Genomic DNA, 24756 nt, shown 5'->3' on the forward strand with positions numbered 1-24756 from the left:
CTCGGACATCTTGCGTAAAATTCAGGCTAATTGAGTCGGATTTTCGGGAATTTTTATGCGGTTCCGTTTATTTCGTTTGCGGGTTACGCTCGACCTGATCGCTTGATTGCGGCCTTAAGATTTCACAATCAAGCCGTGTTTCGAATAGAATTCGCTTAACAACGATTCGAGTTTTTCCGGTTGGTCGTGATGCATATTGTGACCCGCGTTTTCAATCTCGATATATTCAAGATGTCTAAAATGCGAAAGAATCTCCTCGCGGTTTTCCGGCATCAAATGAGTTTCCTTTCCGTAGATGATCAGGGTCGGGGAATCGATACATTCCCAGAGATGTCTCGTCAGATACGGGGAAAATACGAAGGGAAACCCGCGTTTGTACAAAGGATCGTTTTTCCATTGATATCCTGAATCCGTTTTTTTGGAAAGATAGACCGCAAGATCGCGAACCTTTTCCAAACTCAAACGGGGATACACAGGCTTTAAACGAAGAGTCAATTCATCCACGCTCGAAAAACTCTTATTCTTTCGTTCCTTGGTTCCGACCTCGTTGTTTTCCAACGTGTCGAGCCAGGCTTTTAGACGTTTTTTTTCGAACTCGGGAGATTGAATCGACATAAACCCTTCCAGACAAACGACGCTCAAAACCCGTTCCGGATAGATTCCCGCAAATCGCGCTCCGATTCCCCCTCCCATCGAATGACCTAAAATGTGGAATTTTTCGGGAAGAAATCGGGAGATGAACGTCTTCACGTCTACGAGGGTTTGAATGAAATGATAATTCCCTTCGCGGAGCCAATCGGAATCTCCGTGACCTCTATAATCAAATCGATATATATCGAAATGTTGCGATAAGAACGAGAACTGGTAGAGAAAGGTATCGGACGCGTCCTGAAATCCGTGAAACAAAAGGATCGCGTTGTTCTTTTCGTTCTTGTGGATTTTATAGGAAAGATTGTATCCGCCGGATTGAAAAAAGCCGCTTTCGATTTCACCCATATCAGCCTCTGAATAATTCCCGCCAGTCTTTCGGAAGCCGAGGAATCCTGAAAGCAGAAACTCTTTCTGCGTGAAGTTCGTCCCCGTCGTACAGACCCAAAATCGATTCCAGATCGGAAATCAAATCTAACGTTACCTTTTTTCCAAGTCCGTTTAACGCGGAGGAATTTAAGACGGATTCCAATTTTTCCTTCGACTTTTCCGCCTGCATACGGGAGCCTCGTCCGTTGGGTTTCACATAAATCTTGTGCAACGAAACGGAAAGCTGGATCAACGCCTGCAAAAAAGTCTTTCGAGGTCCGAAATCCTTTTTCCATTGGAATTCCAAAACCTCGTGCGCCTCGAAATACTTTCCTTCGTGAAACAATCGTTCCGCATTTTGATAAGCGAAGTCGATCGTGAGTTCGGGATCGTTTGTCGAAGTGATATGTTCGAACAGAGCCACGATTTCGGGATCAAACTTCAAAACGTTTCCAATCCTCGATTCGAATCTCGGAAAGAGCGGTCCCGAACGAAAGAGCCGCGTCCTCCACATACGTTTTCTTTCTCATCCCGAGCAGCACCGTTCCTTCCCGTAGAGAAGAATGCAGGAGATGCAACGCGATTCCGGAAAGATTCCAACCCCGATACTGCGGATAGTATTTTAGAATCTTCTCATAAACGGAGGATCGATCCTCGGCGTTCTTTTGTAACACGTACTGTTCCAGGATCGGAAGAGACTTGTTCAGGATCTCGATGTATTCCCCTTGTTTTTCCGGACCTGCGATCGTTTCCACTTGAGAGATCAGTTGTTGCACGATCGGAATCACGGTACGCTCTAGAAATTGATTCAGATGATCCTGATTTTGAAACTGATCCAAATACGGCTCCGTAACAGAACGAAACGTGTATTTGTACGAACCCGCGGGAAGAAGGGAAAGAATCGTCGCTTCCTGCGCATAAATTCCGTTCAACTCTTCTTTTAAAAGAGCGAGAATACCCTCTCCGCTTTTTTTCGGATCATAAGAAAGTCTGAATATACTTCCCGCGTTCGAAATCGCGTTCAAGGGGCGATTGATCAAGGGAAGAAGTCCGTTTTCCCGAATGATTTCCACAAGGCTTTTGCCCTCGAATTGCGGTTCGAGAAAACCGATTTCCAAAAGATTGGCCGGGAACTGAACGACGGCAAAACCGGATTCTTCAAGAGAGAGTTCGTTTTGTACTTCCTTTGCGATCCGTAGGACTCGCTGCAAAGAAGTCGCCGTATATTTTTGCGGATCTTCCGGAAACGTATTGGAAGAAATTCCGTAATAGAGAATTTTACCTTCCTTTCTTTTTTGTTCCAGGAATCGGAAAGCGTTCTTAATTCTTTCGTAATATTGTTCGATCGCCTTTTCTTTCGGAACGTTATGCTTCTCCCGATCCATCAAAAAGTATTCGGGATTGTGAAGCAGGAACACGTCCACGGTTTCCAGTCCGAGACGTTTCAAAGAACGTTCTAGTTGATCCTCTAAAAAATCCGGATGAATGCAGTGATAACATCCTTCGGAGTAATACGTGATCTCCGGAAATTCTTTGTTTTGTTTTTCCAGTTCGGTTACGATTTGTAGATTTCTTCCTTGGACATAACCGGCCTTTGTGACGAGGAAAACGTCTTCGCGCTTCAATTCTCCCTTTCCTATTTTTTTATGGAGAACCTTTCCGATTAAACTTTCGCTTTCTCCGTTTCCGTAATTGGAGGAAGTGTCGATCACGTTGAATCCCCGAGCCAACGAAAGTTCCAAAGCGGATTCATGTTCGGGAGATTCGAGTCCGACTCGATAACATCCGAACGCGACTCGGGAAAGTGTTCGTCCCCGAAACGTATAATACGGATTTAAAGTTTTCGTATCTTCCGGATATTTTTTTCGAAGGGGAGAATGCTCCGCAAATTCTTTCGTGGCTTGCGCGCTTGACTCGCCTTTTAATTTTTCTTTTTGATACAATGTTTGGAATGGATCGGATGCGTTCATGATCGTTTCTTTCGATTCTCTCGAAACTCCTTTGTTACGCGATGCACAAAATTCTCAAGGAAGTGAATGGGACACAAGTTGGTTTCTAATTGAGAAGGAATCTTAATAACTTTCGATTCCGGTATCAATTTTTTCAGTTTCCAATAAAAATGCTTTTCGTCCCAACTCGCTTTTTTACCCTAATTTAAGAAAGCGGGCTTCAAATCCCATCTTTTCGAATCATTTTAATTTTTCGATGAATTCTTTCCACCAAACAAACAGGAGAAAATGTAATGGATTTTAAGGCTGGATATCTCCGGTCTTCCATCGGGAGAAAAACTCTCGTGGCAGCGACCGGACTCGTTTATTTCGGCTTTGTGGTTGTTCATATGTTGGGAAATCTTCAGATCTTCCTAGGACAAGAAAAAATCAACGCATATGGCCAATCGCTTAGGGACATCGAACCCCTTCTCTGGGTAGCCAGAATCATTCTGATCGTTAGCTTTATCATACACGTTTATTACGCGATAAAACTCTCAATCGAAAACAAACAAGCTCGCCCGATCGCGTATGCAAAACAGTACACGGTTCAAGCTTCTCTCGCTTCCAGAACCATGGCTTTGACGGGACTTTTAATTTTTTCCTTCATCGTGTATCACCTTCTCCACTTCACTCTCGGAGTCACCAATCCGGATCATTTCGCGATGACCGATTCCAAAGGAAGACACGACGTTTTTACGATGGTAATTCTCGGCTTTCAAAATCCGATCGTTGCGGGTTCTTACATCTTCGCGATGGTGCTTCTCGCTTCCCATATCAGCCACGGAGTCGCGAGCGTGTTTCAAACCTTGGGTTTGAGCACTCCCGAATTGAGCGGCAAGATCAAAGCGGGCGCGATCCTTTTCGCTTTAATCATCTTTATTGGAAACACTTCTATCCCGCTTTCTATTTTGCTGGGATACGTTCACCCGTAATTCTTTGGAGAACCATTCATGAGTTTAGATTCTAAAATTCCAAACGGCCCGATTGAGAAAAAATGGTCCAATCATAAGGCCGACATCAAGCTGGTAAACCCGGCCAACAAAAGAAAATTCAACATCATCGTAGTCGGTTCCGGTCTCGCAGGAGCTTCCGCTTCCGCGACACTCGCAGAACTCGGTTATAACGTAAAAACCTTCTGCTTTCAAGACAGCCCTCGTAGAGCGCACAGTATCGCGGCTCAAGGCGGGATTAACGCGGCAAAGAACTATCAGAATGACGGGGACTCCGTTCATCGTCTTTTCTACGATACCGTAAAAGGCGGGGACTTCCGCGCCAGAGAAGCGAATGTTCACCGTTTGGCGGAAGTTTCCGTGAACATCGTCGATCAGTGTGTCGCACAAGGAGTTCCCTTTGCGAGAGAATACGGCGGACATCTTTCCAACCGTTCTTTCGGCGGGGCGCAAGTTTCCAGAACCTTCTACGCAAAAGGCCAAACCGGACAACAGCTTTTGTTAGGAGCCTACTCCGCGCTTTCCCGTCAGATCGGACTCGGCGCAGTAAAGATGTATCCAAGAACCGAGATGGTCGAGTTGATCGTAGTCGACGGTCACGCAAAGGGAATCGTAGTTCGCGATCTCGTAACCGGAAAACTTTCCACTCACATGGCGGACGCGGTCGTGCTCGGAACCGGCGGATACGGAAACGTATTCTTCCTTTCCACAAACGCGAAAGGCTGTAACGTAACCGCGACTTGGAAAGCTCACAAAAAAGGCGCGTTCTTTGCTAACCCTTGTTATACGCAAATTCACCCGACTTGTATTCCCGTTTCCGGAGATCATCAATCCAAACTCACTCTGATGTCCGAGTCCCTGCGAAACGACGGAAGGATCTGGGTTCCGAAAAAGAAAGGAGATACGCGCAATCCTGCTGACATCCCCGAATCGGAAAGAGATTATTACTTAGAAAGAAAGTATCCGAGTTACGGAAACCTTTCTCCTCGAGACATCGCTTCCCGTGCGGCTAAAGAAGCCTGCGACGCGGGACTGGGCGTGGGAGAATCCGGTCAAGGTGTATATCTCGATTTTGCGGACGCGATTCGTCGTCTCGGAGAACCGAAGATCCGCGACCGTTACGAAAACCTCTTCCAGATGTACGAACAAATTACCGGTGAAAACCCGTACAAACAACCGATGAGAATTTATCCTGCGGTTCACTATACGATGGGCGGACTCTGGGTGGATTACAACCTGATGAGCAACCTCCCCGGTCTTTTCGTAATCGGCGAAGCGAACTTCTCCGATCACGGAGCGAACCGTCTCGGAGCATCGGCTTTGATGCAGGGACTTGCGGACGGATACTTCATTCTTCCTTATACGATCGGAAACTATCTCGCAGGAGCGGGCTTCAACTCTCGTCCGAGCGAAGATCATCCGGAAGCGAAGAAGGCTCTTTCCGATGCGGAAGAAACTACGAAAAAACTTCTTTCCATCAACGGAAAAAGAACCGTGGATTCTTTCCATAGACAACTCGGTAAACTGATGTGGGACAAGTGCGGAATGGCGCGTAACGACAAAGGTTTGAGAGAAGCGTTAGCCGAAATTCCTAAGATCCGTGAAGAATTCTGGCAGAACGTAAACGTTCCCGGAAGCGGCGCGGAACTCAACCAATCTCTTGAAAAAGCGGGAAGAGTCGCTGACTTCTTGGAATTCGGAGAACTGCTCTGCCTCGACGCACTCACAAGGGAAGAATCCTGCGGAGGTCACTTCCGCGAAGAATACCAAGAAGAAGGAGAAGCGAAACGAAACGACGATAAGTTCTGTCACGCTACCGCTTGGGAATTCAACGGAGTCGGTAAAAAACCAACCGAACACAGGGAAAAACTGGAGTTCGAAAACGTTCACCTCGCTACAAGGAGTTATAAATAATGGATCTGAAACTCAAAGTCTGGAGACAAAAGAGCGGAGAAGAAAAGGGAAAGATCGTAGACTACGACGCAAAAGATATTTCCCCGAACATGTCCTTTTTGGAAATGCTCGACGTGGTCAACGAAGAACTCATCACAAAGGGAGACGATCCGATCGCTTTCGAACACGATTGTCGCGAGGGAATCTGCGGTTCCTGCAACCTGATGATCAACGGACAAGCGCACGGACCGCACCAAGGTGTGACTTCCTGCCAGTTGCACATGCGTTCCTTCAAAGACGGTGACACCGTTTACGTGGAACCGTGGAGAGCCAAGGCTTTCCCCGTCATCAAGGATCTCGTCGTGGATAGAAGCGCGTTTGATCGAATCATCCAATCCGGCGGATTTATCAGCATCAACACCGGCGGGGCTCCCGACGCAAACGCATTACCGATTCCTAAAGTGGATGCGGACGTTGCGATGGACGCCGCGACTTGTATCGGTTGCGGAGCCTGCGTCGCTTCCTGCAAAAACGCGAGCGCCATGTTGTTCGTTTCCGCGAAGATCACTCACCTCGGCTTGTTACCGCAAGGAAAAGTGGAACAAAAAGAGCGCGTGAAAAAAATGATCAACGCGATGGATGCGGAAGGTTTCGGAAACTGCACGAACCAATACGAGTGCGAAGCGGTTTGCCCGAAATCGATTAAGAGAGATTTTATCCGGACGATGAATCGGGATTATATTCTTTCTTAAAAAGTTCAACCTGCCGGCGGCCTTCTTCTTTACAATAAGAGAACGCCGTCCCGCTTGAACCCGATCGTCAGGGTTAGCATTTTGTTTCTTTGAACAAAACCGTTTTTAAAAGCCGTCCCTCAGGGCGGCTTTTTTATGTCCGAACCGGAAAGACGCAAAGAAGATTTGCAGGTATCGATCGATTCCGAACGGAAATAGGATTTTTCGAAAACAAAACGAATCCTAATTTCAAGACGAGAATCGCGGTTCATTCTTTTAAAAAAACCGATCCAAAATCAAAACAAAATCCTGATTCCGTTTTCGAATCGCAATTTTCTATCCCATGCCATCAAATTATAGAATTGCGGATTCAAGACCTAAGAAGAAGTTGCTGAATTTTGAATATTCTCGAGGTTGAGGTCCAAGATGAACAAATACAATCAAATCGTAGAAACGTATTTAAAACTGTTATCCGAATTCGTAGTCGAAAAAGAAGAATTCAAAACGATACTCCATCCGGAAATTCAACAAATCGAATATCCGAACGCACTCACAAAGACCGTCACAGTCAGCAACTGGGAGGACATATTTCGAAGAATGCCCGCGGGAAAAAATCTGTTAAAACGGCAAGTCTTTCGGATGCAGAGTTATCTCGAAAACGGAGATACGGTTGTCGTCGAAGCGGAATGGGAAGCAACGGTTAAGACCGACCTTGGTCCATTCAAAACGGATCAGAATCTAAAGGCATATTTCTGTATGATTTTCGAATTTAAGGAGAATAAGATCTATCGTCAGAAGAATTACGATTGTTTCGAGCCGTTTGTTTAAAAGGGAAAGAACGAGGACGGATTCGGAAGTTTCAAATCGGCGGACGACGGACGAAAAACACTAACACAAAATAAAAAACGAAAATCATTTCGTCCGAAGAAAAAAAGCCGTATAAACTTACTGATCGGAAAATTTTTGCGATTGCGAAAATCCGAATCGAAACGTTTCGGCAAACGGATCTAAAAAATTCAAAAGACCGCCCTGGTGAATATAAAGCGTTCGTCCGCTCCACTCGCCCGAACGGATTCTCGTTTCGGTAGCGGACAGAGTTCGCGCGGAATAAATCGGTTCTACGGGAACACCCGTCCGTTGGTAAAAGGATTTAGAATATTCTAAAATCTGCATATTTTTTGCCCCAAAACCCAAACTTCCGTCCGGTTCCAAGATTCGTTCGTCGTCAATTCGTAACCATTCCAACCCGAGAAGCCTCTTTTTCTCCTCGAGCCAATACAATAACTTCGATTTAGGAAGTCCGATGGCGATTCCGTGGACCGGAATTCGATTTTGAAAAAACCGAAGCGCCGATAAATACGTCGAACCGGAACCGACGTCGATCACAATTCGATCGTACTCAGAAATCTGAATTTTTTCCCAAAGGGAATCGATCCCTTCCAAAGCGGCGCGGCACAATCCGTATTCAGGGATGAGGATGGATCCCGAAAAATCGGGATCGGGAAATTCTTGCGCCGAAACCGGATTGATCGTAGGAATTCCATCTTTGACGGATGTGTGATTTGTAAAACGGTAGGAATCGAGTGTGACGACGGACATTTCCTCTGAAAGCCGCAAAATTCTTTGCATCCATTCGGTGCGCGAAGAAAACAGTTCCAAAGAATGAGAATGACGTTTTGTCAAAATCGAATTGGCGCTCGCCCGTTTTGGATCGCGCGTATAGGCAATCGATCGAACCCGGTAACCGAAGCTACGGAATAGAAACGCAAACCCAGCCAACGCGTTGCCGTGAAGTTCCCCTTGTAACAAAACCGATCGAATATTTTGGGTCCGGAGAGTCGCGTGAATTCCAAGAAACTTTCTGGCTTTTGTTCCTATGCCGAATGCAAGGCGATCGTCGCGAAGGACGGATAAGGTTGCGGACGGATTCGCATCCATCGGAATTTTTTGAATCCGAATCGGCAAGGAAACTTGCAAAAGAAGATGATCAACGAATTCGTTTTGCAGCGGCTGCTTTGGACCGTTCATTTCTAAAAATTGTGGGAACTGCTACTCCGTGACCGGGTTCGACGGAAAAATCGGAAGGCAAGGCCTTCGTTTTAAGAACCGTGGGAGTTCCCACACAGAAAAAGGAGCGGCGATCAGCCCTTCCTAGGAATTTCCGTATGAGTTCCCACAAAACTTTCGAAATCAAACAAAAGTTATCTCGAAGACCGAATGTCCCGACAATCAAATCCTTGCAGAAGACCGGCTCGACAACTTACAATTTTCGTCATAAACAGGAACGTAGTGTAAGATCTTATCTTGGCTATTAAAGTTTATATCAAATTCGAACATAAATAAGGATCCGCTCAGTTCCCCGTTTTCAAAACCGCCAAAAAGGCTTCTTGCGGGATTTCCACGTTCCCGATCTGCTTCATCCGCTTCTTCCCTTCTTTCTGTTTCTCTAAGAGTTTCTTTTTACGAGTGATGTCCCCACCGTAACACTTCGCTGTTACGTTTTTACGGAGCGCGGAAATGCTTTCTCGGGCAAGAATCTTTCCTCCCACGGCCGCTTGGATCGGAATCATAAACTGATGTCTCGGAATCAGATCCTTCAGTTTTTCGATGATTTCTCTTCCTCTTTGCTCCGCCTTCGTTCTGTGAACGATCATAGAAAGGGCGTCGACGGGTTCTCCGTTCACGAGGATGTCCATCTTCACGAGTTGCGATGTCTTATAACCGGAGGGTTCGTAGTCGAGAGATGCGTAGCCGCGCGTAAAAGACTTTAGCTTATCATAAAATTCGAAAATAAGTTCGGCAAGAGGAAGTTCGTACGTAAGCTGAACCTTATCCTGTGTCAGATACACCGTATCCAACTGAATCCCCCGTTTATCCATCGCGAGAGCCATGATGTTCCCTACGTATTCGTTCGGGGTGATGACGGTCGCTTTCACATACGGTTCTTCCGTGGATTCGATCGTGATCGGGTCGGGAAAGCGGGAAGGGTTATCGATCTCCTCCACTTCTCCGTTTTTGCTTCGAATGATGTATTTTACCGAAGGGGCGGTCGTGATGAGATCGAGATTGAATTCCCGTTCCAATCGTTCTTGCACGATCTCCATGTGTAAAAGTCCGAGGTAGCCGACGCGAAAGCCGAATCCGAGCGCGACGGAACTTTCTTTTTCAAACACGAGAGCCGCATCGTTTAACTTGAGTTTTTCGATCGCGTCCACGAGTTCGTCGAATTGTTCTCCGTTGATCGGAAACAATCCCGCGAATACCATCGGCTTCGCTTCCTTATAACCGGGAATGGATTCTTTCGTCGGATTGGAAAATAACGTAACGGTATCACCCGTCTTTGCATCGGAAACTTTTTTGATTCCGGCGATGATATATCCAACTTCCCCCGCGCCCAAACTTTCTTTCGGAGTTAAGGTGATTCTGTTGATTCCGACCTCGTTTACCGTGAAGTCTTTGCCCGTGCTCATCATCAAAATCCGGTCGCCCTTTTTGATCGAACCGTCAAACACGCGGATCTTAATCACGACTCCCATATAAGGATCAAAGTAAGAATCATAAACGAGAGCTTTGAGAGGTCCGTTTGGATCTCCTTTCGGAGCCGGAATTTCTTTTGTGATCGCTTCTAAAACCGCCTTCACATTCAGACCGGTCTTTGCGGAAATCGCGACGGCCTTTTCCGAGTCGAGCCCCAAACTCTCTTCGATTTGAACCTTGGTTTTTTCAACGTCCGCCGCAGGAAGATCGATCTTGTTCATCACCGGAAGAATTTCCAGATCCTGCTCCATGGCAAGATAAAGGTTCGCCAAAGTCTGGGCTTCCACGCCTTGACTCGCGTCTACAATCAGAAGAACTCCCTCGCAGGCTTTGAGAGAACGTGAAACTTCGTATGTGAAATCCACGTGCCCCGGAGTATCCAGAAGATTCATGATGTATGTATTGCCGTCGTCGGCGAGATAATCAAAGGTAGCGTTGTTGGCCTTGATCGTGATCCCTCTCTCCCGCTCGATATCCATCGAATCCAAAATCTGATCTTTTTTGGTTCGATCGTTCGTAACTTGACCGATCTCCAAAAGTCTGTCCGCCAAAGTGGACTTACCGTGGTCGATATGCGCGATGATGGAAAAGTTACGGATGAATTTCTGTTTATCAGTCATGAGGGTACAATCCGATGATTTTCGACGGAGGGTTCCCCTGAAAAGCAAAATACTTACGCGGTTTTTAGAGGGAGAATCGGTTTTTATTCTTTTTTAAGAAGAATTTACCGTGATCGGGAAAATCTGTGGGAACTACCACGGAAGGAGAAATGTTGGAACTCTTACAAATCCACCGTGATAAAAGCGATTTTGTGGGAACTACCACGAAAACCAAAGTACCGTCCTATAGCGAAACCGAAGTTTTGTGGGAACTCATACGCCCTAACATCGGAACGGGTTGGAGATCCCACAAGTGCGCTGCATTTTTACGAGCCGCAGGAGTTCCCACGGATCCATCCGAAAAAATCCCTTGTTGGGAGTCCCGCGCCGTTCTTCCTCAACCGCCGGCCGGAACGAGCTTCGTGCTCCCTTCGAATAAAAGAAAGAAAAATCCCAAAGCCCCTAGATAGACGAACATCGTCAAAAACGCCCAAAGGATTTTTTCGGGTAAGGAAGAATACGCGCAAACGTGATATGCATAACAAGCGAAGACCGCAAGAATGAATTCCGGCGCCAAAACGTAAACCGCCACGTGATCGACCATCCAAACGTTCTTCGCAAACCAAACCGGAATCAAATACGAAACTTCTTCCGAAACTAAAAAGACAACGAAAGCGATCAAACCGCCTAACAGATAACTTTGAAGTGCCGGTGCATCGGGAAAACGTTTGCGAAATCGAACGGAAACGAATGTAGATACGAACAACGGAATCACCCAAAGCCCCGCCATATAGCCGGAAACCGTTCCGATTTTCGCAAACCCATCCGCGGGAAATTCGACGACTCCGAGAACCTGGGATAAAAACCAATCCGGAAAAATCTGAAGACAACTCAGAGGAAAAAGAAATAACCAAAGATCGGTCCAACGTTCGTGCGCCCAGATTCTCGCGAACAAAAGGATTCCCACGTTGTAGCCCAAAACAAGCGCGAACATTCTCCAACCGCTCGAAACGCTTCCGGGAAAGAACAAGATGGGAATACTAAGTGCAAAAAATAGAATATGAAATACAAGAGCGTGTTTTTCGGAAAGTTTCATATATCGAGCGATCCTTAGAGAGTGAGATAGCCAACGAACAGCGGAGCGTCGTGAGTTGCTTCCAACAACGTTGGAAAAGAGACCGATCCTTATCTTGCAATCCCCATCTTGCGACCTATCTTGCGACCCGTAGGGAGCAAGATTGAGTTTTGTAAGTTGCTTCCAACAACGTCGAAAAAGAGAGCGATCCTTATCTTGCAATCCCTATCTTGCGACCCGTAGGGAGCAAGATTGAGATTTATTTTAATTCTTCGCGAAAGTAAAGAAGAGCGAACACAACAAACATCACTCAAAAATCCACGAAGAAAAGAAAATGGAAACCGAGCAACAAATCGCGAGCAATCCATTTTTTCGTTTCCCGCTTGATTTCTTAGATACGGACCGTTTAATAACCCTGACTCCGATCGAAATCGCGAACCGCGATTCTAAGACGGAAACCATAGATAGAATCTCAGGAAATAAAATGTCTCATAACTCTCAAATTCAGAAAATTCGCGCTCGGGAAATTATCGATTCCCGTGGAAATCCTACCGTTGAGGTGGATGTAACTCTTGCAGACGGTTCTTTTGGTAGAGCCGCGGTTCCTTCCGGCGCATCAACCGGCGAATACGAAGCTGTGGAACTCAGAGACGGGGACAAACACCGTTATCTGGGAAAAGGCGTTCTCAAAGCGGTCGAACACGTAAATATAAAAATTCAGGAAGTACTTAAGGGGGAAGACGGACTCGATCAAAATCGAATCGACCAACTCATGCTCGACGCGGACGGAACGAAGAACAAGGGAAAACTCGGAGCCAATGCCATTCTCGGAACTTCCCTCGCGGTTGCCAGAGCCGCGGCGGCCCATTCCAAACTTCCACTCTACCGTTATATCGGCGGGAACTTTGCCCGTGAACTTCCGGTTCCGATGATGAACATCATCAACGGCGGGGCGCACGCGGACAACAACGTGGACTTTCAGGAATTTATGATTCTTCCCGTGGGAGCGAAAAGTTTCCGGGAAGGACTCCGCATGGGAGCGGAAGTATTCCATTCTTTGAAAGCGGTTCTTAAAAGTAAGAATTTAAACACCGCGGTCGGCGACGAAGGCGGATTTGCGCCGGACCTAACCAGCAACGTGGAAGCGATCGAAGTCATTCTCCAAGCGATCGAAAAAGCCGGATACAAGCCCGAAAAAGACGTTTTATTGGGACTCGACGCGGCTTCTTCCGAGTTTTACGACAAAAGCAAAAAGAAATACGTACTCGGTGCCGAAAATAATAAGGAATTCTCCAGCGCCGAACTCGTGGATTATTATGCGAACTTGGTTTCCAAGTATCCGATCATCACCATCGAAGACGGGTTGGATGAAAACGACTGGGAAGGTTGGAAGCTTCTTTCCGATAAGATCGGTAAGAAAGTTCAGCTGGTAGGAGACGATCTTTTTGTGACGAACATCGAGAAACTCTCCCAAGGAATCGCTTCCGGAGTCGGAAATTCGATTTTGATCAAAGTAAATCAGATCGGTTCCCTTTCGGAAACTCTCGCTTCCATCGAAATGGCGAAAAAAGCGAAGTACACGAACGTCGTGAGCCATCGAAGCGGAGAAACCGAAGACGTTACGATCTCTCATATCGCGGTTGCGACGAACGCGGGTCAGATCAAAACGGGTTCGCTTTCCAGAACGGATCGAATCGCGAAATACAACGAGCTTCTCCGTATCGAAGAAGAACTCGGAAAGTCCGCGGTTTATAAAGGCAGGGACACTTTTTACAACCTGTAAACGGGTAAAATTTATGACTTCTCTTTCGACAAAAGTCTTTTGGTTCTCTTGTTTTCTCGCGGGATTGTTTTACTTCATCGTCCTGGGAGAATCCGGAATCGTCGTGCGATCCCAACTCGAAGAAACGCTCGCGTCCTTGCAGTTGGACGTGGAAAGGCTTGCCTATGAGAATAGACAGTTGGAAGAGAAGCAGAAGATTTTAAAAAACGATCAAGCCGCTCTTGAACGGGAAGCGCGCCGTTTTTATCTTCTGAGCGAAAACGCTCATATCGTAAAATTTCGGGAAATCTCGAACTCAAGCGAACTCAAACCGATCTTGGCTTCCCGGCTCAACGCGTTTCGTCCCGGGAAACAATTTCCGGTTCCGCCCATCCATTTTATTCGGATTTTCTACGCAATCTTCGCTAGTTTTACTTGTATTGGAGTTTTCATAAAAATGAGGAAGAAGAAACTGGACTTTACCAACTACTAAGGAAAGGTTCAGGAATGCCAGAAACGGAAAAAATCACGGAAGTATTCGAAGAACTCACAGGAAGTAAAATCTCCAAAAATTTCCTCGACCACAGAAAGATTTTTCTCTGGGGTCCGGTAACCGACGAATCGTCCAAGGACCTTGTCGGAAAACTTCTCTACCTGGAAATGAAAGATCCGGGTAAACCGATCACGTTTTATATCAATAGCCCCGGCGGTGTCGTAACTTCCGGAATGACCGTATTCGATACGATCAAGATGATTTCTTCTCCGGTTCACACAGTATGTATGGGAATGGCCGCATCCATGGGATCGGTTCTTCTCGCTGCGGGAAAAAAAGGAGAACGTTCCATTTGGCCGAACGGAAAAGTGATGATTCACCAACCGAGCATCGGCGGACAAATCGTCGCTCCCGCGACCGATCTGAAAATCCACGCGGAAGAAATTCTCAAGACGAAAGCGAAGTTGAATCAAATTCTCGCGGACGCTTGCGGACATCCCGTTTCCAAATTGGAAGAAGATACGGATCGCGACTACTACATGGACGCGGAAGAAGCGATCAAATACGGAATCGTGGATAAACTCGCGACCAAGATCGAATTCAACTAAGCGGTTTTCCCTTGTCCAAGACGATTTCCTTAGAGGAATTCTTAAAAGAATTTTTAGTTTCTCCGCAACCGAAGGGCAGAAATCCGGAAGAGGATCAAAACCTGAGCAACCTCTTCCTGGAATTCTCCTCCCTTTTATTTTTAGAAGGAGAAGAAGAGACCAAGGAAGAAGTTCTCATCAAGGACATCGGCTCCTTCGAATTGGACGAGTTTGTGAATTTTTATCTTTCCGACATGCACCCGGACGATCCTGCGATCGTAAAACGGGGAATCGATTTTTTACGCAGACTTCATAAGTTCGCAAAAAAAACGGCACATATCAACAGAGAACAAATGGAAGACTGGGACGAATTCTTTAAGGAACTCTAAACTTCACGTTAGTCTTCCTTTTATGAACTCCCGCCCTTTCAAACCGAAACGTTTCCTCAAAGGCAAACACCTTCAAACCGTTTACAGCACTTTCTTTCCACCGGTAAACCGGCTCAGAACCGAATTTTACGTGGAGGATATTCTGCTCCAGCTATCCGACGGATCGGGGGATGCGCTCTGGCTGGAACACAATCCTCCGATCGCAAATTATTCTTCCTCCGGTCCGGCCTGGAACGGAATTTATATCGTGATGATTCACGGGATGGAAGGAACTTCGGACAGTTCGTATTTGGTAAGCCTTGCACAAACCGCACTCCTGAAAGGATACGGATGTATTCGGATGAATCTCAGAAACTGCGGACGCGGTCAGGGTTTTTCCAAAGGAACGTATAACATCGGTCAGACGAAGGACGTTCAGGATGTGATCGATTTCGTGTGGGAAAAACTTTCGCATCGAATTTTCCTTTCCGGTTTTTCTCTTTCCGCAAGTTTAGTGCTCAAGTATTTGGGCGAACGAAGAAACCACAAAGTCGAGGCGTTTTCGTCCACCAACCCTCCTCTTGATCTTTTCAAAGGTTGCGAATTCATCGATTCGCTCGAAGGAAGATTCTATCGGGATCGATTCGTTTCCGAATTCCGCAAAAAGATCAAGAACAAGGTCATTCAGCTTCCTCCGGAATTGGAAAAGAACGCGTTCCAGACAAAGACCTTTTACGAGTTCGACGATCAAGTTACCGCTCCATTTTTCGGATACAAAGGCGCGGAAGAATATTATCGCGATTGTTCCAGCAACCAGTTCATACCCGAGATTCGACATCCCGGAATTGTGATTCATTCCGAGGATGATCCGGTGGTTCCTCCGTTCGATTGGGAAAAAATTCCTTGGGATAAACTGCCGCATATTCAAACCATTCTCAGCCCGAAAGGCGGGCACGTAGGCTTTCTAACGGACCCGACTCCGGAAATCCCGGACGGAAGATGGTTGAATAAAATAATTCTGGATTATTTCGATTCGAAAGAGAAACCTGGAAGCTGATTTTTAACCCGATGAATTCCTCTAAAAAGAATCCGCCTCAAAAGGGAAAATTGACGCGTCCACCCGGCGCTTCGTTTTTTATCGTGGTCGCTTACGAAGACGCGGAGATGTTTTATTCCATCAAAGCCAAAACCGAAAAGAAATTTTCGGCGACCCTTTACGAAAGCAATCCGATGCCTACCTGGCAAGATCCGGACGCGGACCTATGGAATCAGTTTCCGGGAAGAAACACGAAGATTCTTTCGTTTAAACGAAGAATTCACAGAGAGGAACTTCCCTCGATTCAAAAGGAATGTCTCGCGATCCAAAACGCCGCGGTGGAAAAAGACAGCGGAGTTCGGATCTTTCCCGGATATCTCTGCAACCATTCCGTAGTTCTATCGAGCATCCAGGACGACTTTCATCGGATCTATCTGTTCAACGGAGTTTATGCGGAAACGATCTACAACTACCAGAAACAAAAGATGGTCGCCCGTGAAACGGCGCCTTCCTTTTTCAAAACTTCGGAAGCGGTTTATTTTTTCACAAGCCTAAGAGAATCCTATGTCCAAAACATCAACAAAAACTAATATTCTATTTTTTGCATTCGTTTCCGCACTGATAACAATCGGAGCCTGTGCCCCTTCCGCGCTCGAAATCACGACGATTACTCTCTGCGACCATTTCAATCGAACGGGAGAATGTCTCGAACCGGTCGAAAAGAATCATCACTACAAAGTGGAAATTCCGAACAACAGAAAACCCGATACTTGGGAGAAGTTCGCGAACTACCTCTATTTTCACGCAAGGGAAACCCCGGGGTTTATCGTTCGCTTCAATCGAAAGCTGACTCCTTCCGAATCCAAAGCGATCAAGGATTCGTATTACGCGACGATGAGTCTTTCGGGAACCGTGGAACGAATGGAAGGTTTCGAGATGGGAGAAGATTGGGTCGGTTCGTTCCAGTACTTAGGTTCGATGATCAAGGACAAACTCAAAAAAGAAAATCGTCTCGGTTCGTTCCCGTATACGAACACGATCTTTCCGGCCGAAGTGGAATTTCGATTTAATTCTTCCCTGTTTGAAGGCAGCGAAAAGACGAAGATCAATCTGAGTTTTACGGTGCTTCCTCCGGAGAAGTAGTCGAACGTTTTGTGGGAGTTCCCACAAAACTACGCCCGAAGATTATAGTTTACGAAAGTATCTTTTTCTGATACAGGAAAATTCGTCTGAAATTTCTTCCCGCCACCTCACCCCACCACCCTAAATCAGGGTGGGGCTGAAAGTTTCACGGAAAAATCGTCGGACCTACGACAAGATGATCTTTTCTATACTTTCAAAAACAATTCGGCCGGGTTTAAAAAGATCGTCGAAGGTTCCACACCCAACACAAGCCACGCGGTAAAACCCAGAACAAGCGAAGAAACGGCCGGAATCAAAAGATTGTCGTCGATCAGCCCGTTCCAATACGTTCCGCAATAAAGCTCGGTTACGGCCGAAATCAAAATCGCAGGAACCAAGAAAATTAGATTATTATAAAATACGAATCCTTCCGCTTTCAGAAAATTCTGTTTTCCATACGTGTCCGAAAGATACATAAATACGAATCCTACGATCGCGCAAGCGACGATAAACGCCACGATCCCTTCCACGGACTTACCGTTGGAAAACCTTCTTTTTCCGTAAAACGTTCCCACCCAAGCCGCGGTCGGATCACCGATCACGAGAAACAACATGGAAAGAATGGAAATCTCCGGGGGAAACAAAAAGACTACGAACGTGCAGGAAAGAAAATACGGAAGCGTTCCGTTCAGCCTCGTTTTCTCCTCTTCCTTCATTAGGATTCCGGCAATGGACAAAAAGAATTCCTGAAAACCGGGAAAACGAAACCGAAGATATTCCAGAATCAGAATGATTCCGAGACAAAGAACCAGAACGACCGAAACGACGGCGCGAGTGGCATTCAAAAGTCCGAATGCACCTTGAAATACGTCCAGATAATAACAGACAGGAACGATCAACCCGAGAAGATGCCAAAGTTTACGAGCGTAATTGAATCGAATCGAATTTGTCACGATTGCCTACCTATTATTTTTCATCGTCATTTTCAAAGCGGACTCTTCGTCCGGAGCGATTAAAAAAAGTCCGTTGAGCGCCGCCATCTTGATCGCATTCTTAACCGAATCGGTAGGATGGATCAAGACCAATTTGTTACGCGAAGTGAAGCTGAGCTGATTCATCTCCTTCAGAGACTGAATCCCGCGCGAAGAGATCAAACTTACCTCTTCCAAATCCAGAATCACCGGACCGGAACGAATCGACAAAGAAAGCTGTTCTCTGAATTTTTTTTCGGTAAATGAGTTGATCGAACCCTGAAGCTTCATAACTTGAACGTTGTCTATTTTTTCCGTAGAAATGATGATTTCGTTCAGAATCATACTGCTTGGAAAGACAGTCTATGAGCGTTTCATCCGTAAGACAAATGGTTTTTCTTTTCTTATCCGTTCTATTTTTGATTTTAAGGTCCTATTCCTTTCTATCTCCGGGGGCGGTCGTTTTAAGTCTTTCCGTCTTATTCTTCCGTAAAAAAGCAACCGACTCCGAAACATCGGAGCTTGAACTGCCTCTTTCCATTCTTACCGTGCTTTTTCTCGCCATCGGCGGATTAGACGGCTCCACGCCGGGGGATCTTTTGGATCTGATCTGCATCCACTGCTGTGGAATTCTCGCTCTCAAACGGGACGTAGCGTTTAGACCGGAAGTTTCCGAACGAAAGCCGCGTTTCGCCGAAGGATTCCTCAAGGACCCGATGTTGTTTCGGGAAGGAATTCTCCTTTTATTCTTTCTGATCGCCGGATTTCGAATCTGGTATCAATGGACCTTCGATTTTTGGGATGGAATCGGCGTTCTCTATCTTCTCAAAGCGGGACTTTTAACCTGCGCTTTAGGGTTTTTGCATTTTCGTTCCGGCGAAAACGGTCTCAGAACTCTGTTCTTCCTGTTTTTCGTTCTCTGCGCACTATTCGTTCATCCTTTCCAGGGAATTCTGAATTTTTCCTACTTTCATTTATTTTCATTCTTGCAAACCGACGTAGAATCGAAAAAGATCAACGTTGGGAATTGAAGGATGAAGGTAAAGGTAGCCCATCTTTTTCGTAAGATTGAAGAAGTGGACCGAGATATACTCGAACTGGGCAAAATCCAGGAAAGAATTTCCTCGGATCGGGATTATTCCGGAATTCTAAAGGATTCCATTCAAAAAGAAATGGAAAACCTGGAAGCTGGAAAGGCCGAGATTCTTTCCCTAAAAATCAAAGAAGAACCCGGTAAGACGGGACTCTTGAAAAATTCCGGAAAATCTTCGCCTGTCGAGATGAAAAATCTATACAGTTCCCGCGAAAAAAATCTGACTCGGGAAATCTCCGTCGAAATCCCGGATCCCAAACCTCAGACAACCCGTAAAACAATTCACAAATATTAAGATTCAAAGACAACTTCCATGAAACAAAAGACTCTATCTCTAACCATTCTTTCCCTACTCGTACTGTTTGCGATCGGCTGCAGCAGAGATTCGGACGTTCTCGCTTCTTTCAAATCGGGAACCGTTACCCGCGAGGAACTCAGGGCGTATTACAAACTCCGCGGAGTCGAACCCGATGCGAATAACGCTTCGATCGCGACTCAGGCCAAAATCGTGGAAGAACTCGGAATTCAAAAAATCGCCGAAGCGAACAACAACAATTCGAATATCGTTACGAAAGACGAATACGCGAGAATCATGGCGTTCGTAGAACCTCAGGTTCTGTTCAACGATTATAGAAAACAATTCTCCGAAAAACTGATGAATTCCGGAATGCTTCAATTCGCGTTCGGAAGAATTCTGTTCGTAAAGGCGACTCCGGATGCGGCGGCAAAAGCGAACGGCCTCCTTCAGCAAATTCAAGGAATCAAATCCGACAAAGAAGTCGCCGAATTCATTTCCAAAAACACGGATGAAGCGCAAAGAAAAGCGATCGGAGGAAGACTCGAGCCGCATTGTATCAACTGCGGAGACGATCCTTTTACGGCGATCTTAAAGGAAGCTGCGGATCAAAAAGGAAATTTCATCCTCAAGGAAGCACAAGGAAATTATTATATTCTCAGAGTGGAAAGAATCGAAAGAATCTATCCTAAGAAGATCGATAAATTCTTCCAAAACGAATTGGATAAACTGAAAACTCTCGCGGTTAAATTCGTTTCCAAAGAAGGAATCACCGAAGACGAAAAGAACGCGGCCAAATTTTATTCCGACTTGGTCGTGAATGAAAGAGCGAATCAAACCGCGGAACACTACGGAAACCGTTTCCTAAAAGAATCCTGGAAAAAGGAAATGGACGCACTGAGAGAAAAGAGCGGATTGAAAATCACCGATCTGACTCCCGAGTTCATTCAATCCCTGAAACCGGACACGATTCTTTTCGAGGACAAAGCGGGCGCCAAATTCGCGTTCAAAGATCTATTGGTTGAATTCAACAAGATCGCTCCAATTCTTCAAAAACGCAAAGCGACTCCGGAAGAAGAAAAGAACGATCAACTTTCTTTCTATACTCAGATTTATCTTCCGATCCGAATCTCCGCCGAATCCAAAGAAGTGCAGACCCTAAAGGATACGAAGGAATTCAAAAAGACTCTTCCTCTTCTCGGAAGATCGGTTCTGTTCATGTTAATTCGAAATCGTTCGACCGACGGCGAAGTGAACGTGACCGAAAAAGAGATCAGAGACACCTACGAAGCGGGCAAACTCTACGCGTATTCCAAACCGTCCCCCTCCAATCCGAACGAGAGAGTTCCGGAGGATTTCGGCAAAGTTAGGGAAAGAATCAAACAAGAGCTAGTCGAGTCCAGAAAACAGTCCATTTTTCAAGACTATTTGTCAAAACTGAAGTCGGAAAACGAATTCAAAATCGCTTCCGAAAGTTTAAAAGCGGGACAAATCTAAATATCGAACCTCGGCATTTGATCAATGCCGGGGTTTTTCTTTTCTATTTTCGACGTTTTCTCGGAAAAACTAACCGTAGTTAGGGGAAACCTTCCGAAATACATTCAAAAAACATTAAATACCAATCGCTTTTTGCTCGTTCTTTCTCTCAAATTCGAAAGAATTTATTTCCAAATGCAATTTCTTCAGTAACTACTTACGCTTATTGTTCGACTTATCGACAATAACCCTTTCGGATTAGTTAATCATAACATCCTAATTTTGTATCGAGGGGGTGTTGGAAATTTTTTCTTGAATTTCCGCTTATTCAAAATACCCTGGTTGATGAGAGGGGAATTGAATGAAAAACCACATTTACATGCTGCGTAAAAAACGAAGCATTAAACAATACGATATGGCGAGAGCGCTCGGAGTTTCTCCAAGCTATCTTTCGAAGATCGAAACGGGAAGCCAGGACCCTACAGAAAAGTTCAAACAAGCCTGTGCAAAATATTTGAAAACCACTCTTGAAAAATTGTTTAACGAGCAGGCCGTAGAGGATGTTTATCCTGAATTTACGGAAGGCCTTACCAACAGACTCTGGGCAAAACGCAGAGAGTTGGGAATCAAACAATACGATATGGCAAAAAAACTGAAGGTATCCACTCCCTTTCTTTCGAAAGTGGAACTCGGACTTTTGGAGCCGCCCGAAGATTTTAAAACACTGGCGTCCAAAGCATTAAAGATGAAAAAAGAAGAACTTTTCCTTCAAAAAGTCGAATATTAAAAAAGGGTTAAATTCCTAAAGAGAAAGGGAAGCGCCGAGCTTCCCTTTTTTGTGTACGGAGCGCAAGCGGCCAACGACGATTAGTATTCTTTACCCTACTCGCACAATCCGTAGACGGAGCCGTCGTTTGTTAAACGACGGTCACCTTTCCTTGTTTGTAATCCACGGTTACGTTTTGACCTTCCGAAAATTTTCCGTTTAAGATGGTTCTGCTCAGGGCGTTCCCCACTTCTCTTTGTATCAAACGTTTGAGTGGTCTTGCACCGTATTCCGCGTCGAAACCGGCTCTGGCAACGTAATCCTTGAGTCCGTTCGTAAACGTTACGTTCAATCCGTTCTCCTTCGCTTTCTGACGCAGCGTTTCGAGCTGGATATCCGCAATTTCGTGAATCACCGAATCCGTGATCGAATGAAACAAAATCACCTCGTCGATCCGATTTAAAAACTCCGGTTTGAAGTGTTGTTTCAAGCGCTGCTCTACCAATCGTTCCTTTTCCTCCGAATTGTATTCGGAGGATCCTAGGATATCCGATCCGATATTGGAAGTAAGAATGATCACAGTGTTCTTAAAGTCCACGTTCCTTCCCTTACCGTCGGTCAACCTTCCTTCATCCAAAATCTGCAGAAAGATATTGAATACGTCCGGATTCGCCTTTTCGATTTCGTCGAAAAGAATCAAAGAATACGGTCTTCTCCGAACTGCTTCGGTCAGTTGTCCGCCTTCGTCGTAACCGACGTAACCCGGAGGGGCTCCGATCAATCTCGCAACGGAATGCGCTTCCATGTATTCGCTCATATCGATCCGATGCATCGCGTTCACGTCGTCGAACAGAAATTCGGCGAGTGCCTTTGCCGTTTCCGTTTTCCCCACTCCGGTCGGTCCCAAAAACAAGAAGGTTCCAATCGGTCGGTTCGGGTCCGCAATTCCTGCGCGGGATCTTTGAACCGCCTCGGACACGAGGCGCAAAGCGTGATCCTGTCCGATCACTTTGGTTTTCAACGCGTCTTCCATCAGAAGAAGTTTGGCCCGTTCTCCTTGCAACATTTTGGAAACCGGGATTCCGGTCCAACGAGAGACTATATTCGCGATGTCTTCTTCGGAGACTTCTTCCTTTAAAAGCCGCGATGTTCCTTCCTGCTTTTTCAACTCTTCGTTGGCGGCTTCCATTTCCTTTTGCAGATCGACGAGTTTTCCGTATCGAATTTCCGCTACTCGATTGATTTCCCCTCTCCGTTCCGCTTCGGCTTCGAGATTCTTATATTTCTCGATTTCTTCCTTGATTTGTTTCAAACGGGAGATTTTCGATTTTTCCAAGTCCCATCTCGCTTTCAATGTCTGAAAGGTTTGTTCCTGTTCTGCAAGATCCTTTTCCAAGGTCTTCAATCTTTCTTTGGACGCGGGATCCTGTTCCTTTTTCAAGGCTTCCCGTTCGATCTTCAAAGATTGAATTCGTTTGTTCGAGCGATCCAATTCTTCCGGCATGGAGTCGATCTCGATTCTCATCTTGGAAGATGCTTCGTCGATCAAATCCACCGCTTTATCGGGAAGAAAACGATCCGCGATATAACGGTTCGATAGAGTTGCAGCCGCGATCAATGCCGAATCCAATATTCGAATTCCATGATGCAGTTCGTAACGACCTTTGAGTCCTCTAAGAATCGTAACCGTTTCCTCGACCGAAGGTTCTTTGACATACACGGGTTGGAATCTTCGTTCGAGGGCTGCGTCCTTTTCGATGTATTTCTGATATTCCTTAAGAGTTGTCGCACCGATACAACGGAGTTCTCCCCGGGCAAGCATAGGCTTAAGCATATTAGAAGCGTCTAATGCACCTTCGGTGGCTCCCGCGCCTACGAGAGTATGAATTTCGTCGATGAAAAGAATAACCTCTCCGTCGCTGGATTTTACCTCGTCGAGAAGGGCCTTCAATCGGTCTTCAAATTCTCCTCTGTATTTTGCCCCGGCGATCATAGAACCGAGATCCAGCGTATACAAGGTTTTATTTTTGATTCCTTCTGGGACTTCTCCTTGAACGATTTTATTGGCCAACCCTTCTACGATCGCGGTTTTACCCACGCCGGGTTCTCCGATAAGAACCGGATTGTTTTTAGTTCTTCTAGAAAGAACCTGAATCGTTCTGCGGATTTCCTCGTCTCTTCCGATGACCGGATCGAGTTTTCCCTGTTTTGCGAGTTCGTTTAAGTTCTTCGCATATTTCGCGAGCGCGTCCGTTTTTCCTTCCGGTGAATCATCCATAATCGTTTTTCCTTTCCGATTTTCCAAAGTAGTTTTTAGTAATTTAGAATATTCTAATCCTAAGCGGTTGAATTCCTGTTTGAGAGGACCCGTTCCGCTTTTCATCAACCCGAGAAGAATATGATCCGTGGATAAATATTCGTCCTTGAGTTCCTTTCTGATTTCATCCGCAGCCTTCAATAGCGCGACCGCGGACCGGGAAAAGCCGACTTCCGCGGAAGAGCCCGCGACTTTTGGAAGTTTGCCCAGTGCTTCTTCGGTCCTTCCCAAAAAGGGTTTCGCATTCAGATTGAGTTTTGCCAGCAATAGAGGAGCAAGTCCGTCGGATTGATCCAGGACTTCCCGAACGATATGTTCCTCGGAGATCTCCGGGTTCCCCGACGTTTCGGCCAGGGATTGCGCGTTGTGAAGCGCTTCGTTTAGTTTTGCCGTTAGTTTATCGAGTTTCATACGATGCTTTTCCGTTTCTAAGATTTCGATCCAATTTAGAAATTAGACGTTCGTCCGGTCAAAAAATCTTCTTTTTTCTGCCATATTGACATTTGTCAAAGTTTTCTTGCTCCTCAAGCTGATCTTGAACTGTAGGAACTCCAGCAGTCCTGTACAGGACGAGCTTTCAAGACTTGAATCGCTGTGGGAACTCCTACTTCCTTCTTCATCCTGTTTGCGAATTCGAAAAACGGTGGAGTTCCTACATTTTATGTCCCGTTTTTTGC

General features: G+C 45.8%; 24 protein-coding genes. 15 read left to right on the plus strand and 9 right to left on the minus strand.

Annotation, left to right across the window (positions count from 1 at the left end; translation table 11 throughout):
* Positions 1–114: 114 nt before the first annotated feature.
* Genes LFX17_RS10275 through LFX17_RS10285 form a run of 3 tightly spaced genes read right to left on the minus strand, consistent with a single transcriptional unit; the run spans position 115 to position 2987 of the window.
* Positions 115–996: an alpha/beta fold hydrolase gene (locus LFX17_RS10275; protein WP_238730168.1), complete on the minus strand. Its 882-nt coding sequence runs from the start codon at positions 994–996 to the stop codon at positions 115–117.
* Position 997: 1 nt separating this feature from the next.
* Entirely contained in the window at positions 998–1462 is a 465-nt protein-coding gene (locus tag LFX17_RS10280) for a DUF309 domain-containing protein (RefSeq protein WP_238730169.1), read from the minus strand.
* Positions 1452–2987 carry an aldo/keto reductase gene (locus LFX17_RS10285; protein WP_238746501.1) on the minus strand — a complete coding sequence of 512 codons (1536 nt, stop codon included), beginning with the start codon at positions 2985–2987 and terminating at the stop codon, positions 1452–1454. The genes LFX17_RS10280 and LFX17_RS10285 overlap by 11 nt, the downstream gene beginning before the upstream one ends.
* 272 nt (positions 2988–3259) lie before the next feature.
* Between LFX17_RS10285 and LFX17_RS10290 the strand changes: the two genes are divergently transcribed.
* From LFX17_RS10290 to LFX17_RS10305, 4 genes are all read left to right on the plus strand, one after another.
* Positions 3260–3940 (plus strand): succinate:quinone oxidoreductase, encoded by a 681-nt coding sequence (locus LFX17_RS10290; RefSeq protein ID WP_238730171.1) that lies wholly within the window; start codon positions 3260–3262, stop codon positions 3938–3940.
* An 18-nt stretch (positions 3941–3958) separates the two neighbouring features.
* Positions 3959–5872, plus strand: a complete 1914-nt coding sequence (locus LFX17_RS10295) for a fumarate reductase/succinate dehydrogenase flavoprotein subunit (protein ID WP_238746503.1) — start codon at positions 3959–3961, stop codon at positions 5870–5872.
* Positions 5872–6603 carry a succinate dehydrogenase/fumarate reductase iron-sulfur subunit gene (locus tag LFX17_RS10300; RefSeq protein ID WP_100736761.1) on the plus strand — a complete coding sequence of 244 codons (732 nt, stop codon included), beginning with the start codon at positions 5872–5874 and terminating at the stop codon, positions 6601–6603. Before LFX17_RS10295 ends, LFX17_RS10300 begins: the two co-directional genes overlap by 1 nt.
* A gap of 405 nt (positions 6604–7008) precedes the next feature.
* A complete protein-coding gene (locus LFX17_RS10305; RefSeq protein WP_238730173.1) occupies positions 7009–7410 on the plus strand; it encodes a nuclear transport factor 2 family protein in 402 nt (133 codons plus the stop codon).
* A 117-nt stretch (positions 7411–7527) separates the two neighbouring features.
* Here LFX17_RS10305 and LFX17_RS10310 read toward each other — a convergent pair whose 3' ends face one another.
* The 3 genes from LFX17_RS10310 to LFX17_RS10320 form a co-directional block, all read right to left on the minus strand.
* On the minus strand, positions 7528–8520 hold the full coding sequence (locus tag LFX17_RS10310) for a 1-aminocyclopropane-1-carboxylate deaminase (RefSeq protein WP_406600701.1): 993 nt from the start codon (positions 8518–8520) through the stop codon (positions 7528–7530).
* 413 nt (positions 8521–8933) lie between these two features.
* The gene (gene lepA / locus LFX17_RS10315; RefSeq protein ID WP_238730175.1) at positions 8934–10739 is read right to left on the minus strand and encodes a translation elongation factor 4; all 1806 of its coding nucleotides are present in this window, start codon (positions 10737–10739) and stop codon (positions 8934–8936) included.
* Between the two features lie 376 nt (positions 10740–11115).
* The gene (locus LFX17_RS10320) at positions 11116–11814 is read right to left on the minus strand and encodes a DUF6989 domain-containing protein (RefSeq protein WP_238746507.1); all 699 of its coding nucleotides are present in this window, start codon (positions 11812–11814) and stop codon (positions 11116–11118) included.
* Between the two features lie 463 nt (positions 11815–12277).
* On the opposite strand from LFX17_RS10320, the gene eno reads away from it, so the two are divergent.
* The 7 genes from eno to lcpA are packed head-to-tail and all read left to right on the plus strand — an operon-like array spanning position 12278 to position 17182.
* Positions 12278–13576, plus strand: coding sequence for a phosphopyruvate hydratase (gene eno / locus LFX17_RS10325; protein WP_238746509.1), 1299 nt, complete (start codon positions 12278–12280; stop codon positions 13574–13576).
* A 13-nt stretch (positions 13577–13589) separates the two neighbouring features.
* Positions 13590–14048: a septum formation initiator family protein gene (locus LFX17_RS10330; protein WP_118955802.1), complete on the plus strand. Its 459-nt coding sequence runs from the start codon at positions 13590–13592 to the stop codon at positions 14046–14048.
* 14 nt (positions 14049–14062) lie between these two features.
* On the plus strand, positions 14063–14656 hold the full coding sequence (locus LFX17_RS10335) for an ATP-dependent Clp protease proteolytic subunit (RefSeq protein ID WP_238730177.1): 594 nt from the start codon (positions 14063–14065) through the stop codon (positions 14654–14656).
* 11 nt (positions 14657–14667) lie between these two features.
* The gene (locus LFX17_RS10340) at positions 14668–15024 is read left to right on the plus strand and encodes a hypothetical protein (protein WP_238730178.1); all 357 of its coding nucleotides are present in this window, start codon (positions 14668–14670) and stop codon (positions 15022–15024) included.
* Positions 15025–15046: 22 nt separating this feature from the next.
* On the plus strand, positions 15047–16060 hold the full coding sequence (locus tag LFX17_RS10345) for a YheT family hydrolase (RefSeq protein ID WP_238746511.1): 1014 nt from the start codon (positions 15047–15049) through the stop codon (positions 16058–16060).
* Between the two features lie 11 nt (positions 16061–16071).
* Complete coding sequence (locus LFX17_RS10350) at positions 16072–16629, plus strand: DUF4416 family protein (protein WP_238730180.1); 558 nt, start codon at positions 16072–16074, stop codon at positions 16627–16629.
* On the plus strand, positions 16604–17182 hold the full coding sequence (lcpA, locus tag LFX17_RS10355; RefSeq protein WP_238730181.1) for a complement regulator-acquiring protein LcpA: 579 nt from the start codon (positions 16604–16606) through the stop codon (positions 17180–17182). Before LFX17_RS10350 ends, lcpA begins: the two co-directional genes overlap by 26 nt.
* 185 nt (positions 17183–17367) lie before the next feature.
* Here the strand turns inward: lcpA and LFX17_RS10360 are convergent, their stop codons facing one another.
* Together LFX17_RS10360 and LFX17_RS10365 are read right to left on the minus strand one after the other, a co-directional pair.
* Positions 17368–18114, minus strand: a complete 747-nt coding sequence (locus tag LFX17_RS10360; protein ID WP_238730182.1) for a diacylglycerol/polyprenol kinase family protein — start codon at positions 18112–18114, stop codon at positions 17368–17370.
* Positions 18115–18120: 6 nt separating this feature from the next.
* Positions 18121–18477, minus strand: a complete 357-nt coding sequence (locus LFX17_RS10365) for an STAS domain-containing protein (protein ID WP_118955809.1) — start codon at positions 18475–18477, stop codon at positions 18121–18123.
* Between the two features lie 44 nt (positions 18478–18521).
* On the opposite strand from LFX17_RS10365, the gene LFX17_RS10370 reads away from it, so the two are divergent.
* From LFX17_RS10370 to LFX17_RS10385, 4 genes are all read left to right on the plus strand, one after another.
* Positions 18522–19163: a hypothetical protein gene (locus LFX17_RS10370; RefSeq protein WP_238747736.1), complete on the plus strand. Its 642-nt coding sequence runs from the start codon at positions 18522–18524 to the stop codon at positions 19161–19163.
* A 3-nt stretch (positions 19164–19166) separates the two neighbouring features.
* Positions 19167–19520 carry a hypothetical protein gene (locus LFX17_RS10375; protein ID WP_238730183.1) on the plus strand — a complete coding sequence of 118 codons (354 nt, stop codon included), beginning with the start codon at positions 19167–19169 and terminating at the stop codon, positions 19518–19520.
* Positions 19521–19538: 18 nt separating this feature from the next.
* The gene (locus LFX17_RS10380; RefSeq protein ID WP_238746513.1) at positions 19539–21017 is read left to right on the plus strand and encodes an LIC12015 family putative lipoprotein; all 1479 of its coding nucleotides are present in this window, start codon (positions 19539–19541) and stop codon (positions 21015–21017) included.
* Between the two features lie 358 nt (positions 21018–21375).
* Positions 21376–21783: a helix-turn-helix domain-containing protein gene (locus LFX17_RS10385; protein ID WP_118956062.1), complete on the plus strand. Its 408-nt coding sequence runs from the start codon at positions 21376–21378 to the stop codon at positions 21781–21783.
* A gap of 130 nt (positions 21784–21913) precedes the next feature.
* Here LFX17_RS10385 and clpB read toward each other — a convergent pair whose 3' ends face one another.
* Positions 21914–24490 carry an ATP-dependent chaperone ClpB gene (gene clpB / locus LFX17_RS10390; protein WP_238746515.1) on the minus strand — a complete coding sequence of 859 codons (2577 nt, stop codon included), beginning with the start codon at positions 24488–24490 and terminating at the stop codon, positions 21914–21916.
* Between the last annotated feature and the right edge of the window lie 266 nt (positions 24491–24756).

The organism is Leptospira sanjuanensis, assembly GCF_022267375.1.
Taxonomy (GTDB): Bacteria; Spirochaetota; Leptospiria; order Leptospirales; family Leptospiraceae; genus Leptospira; species Leptospira sanjuanensis.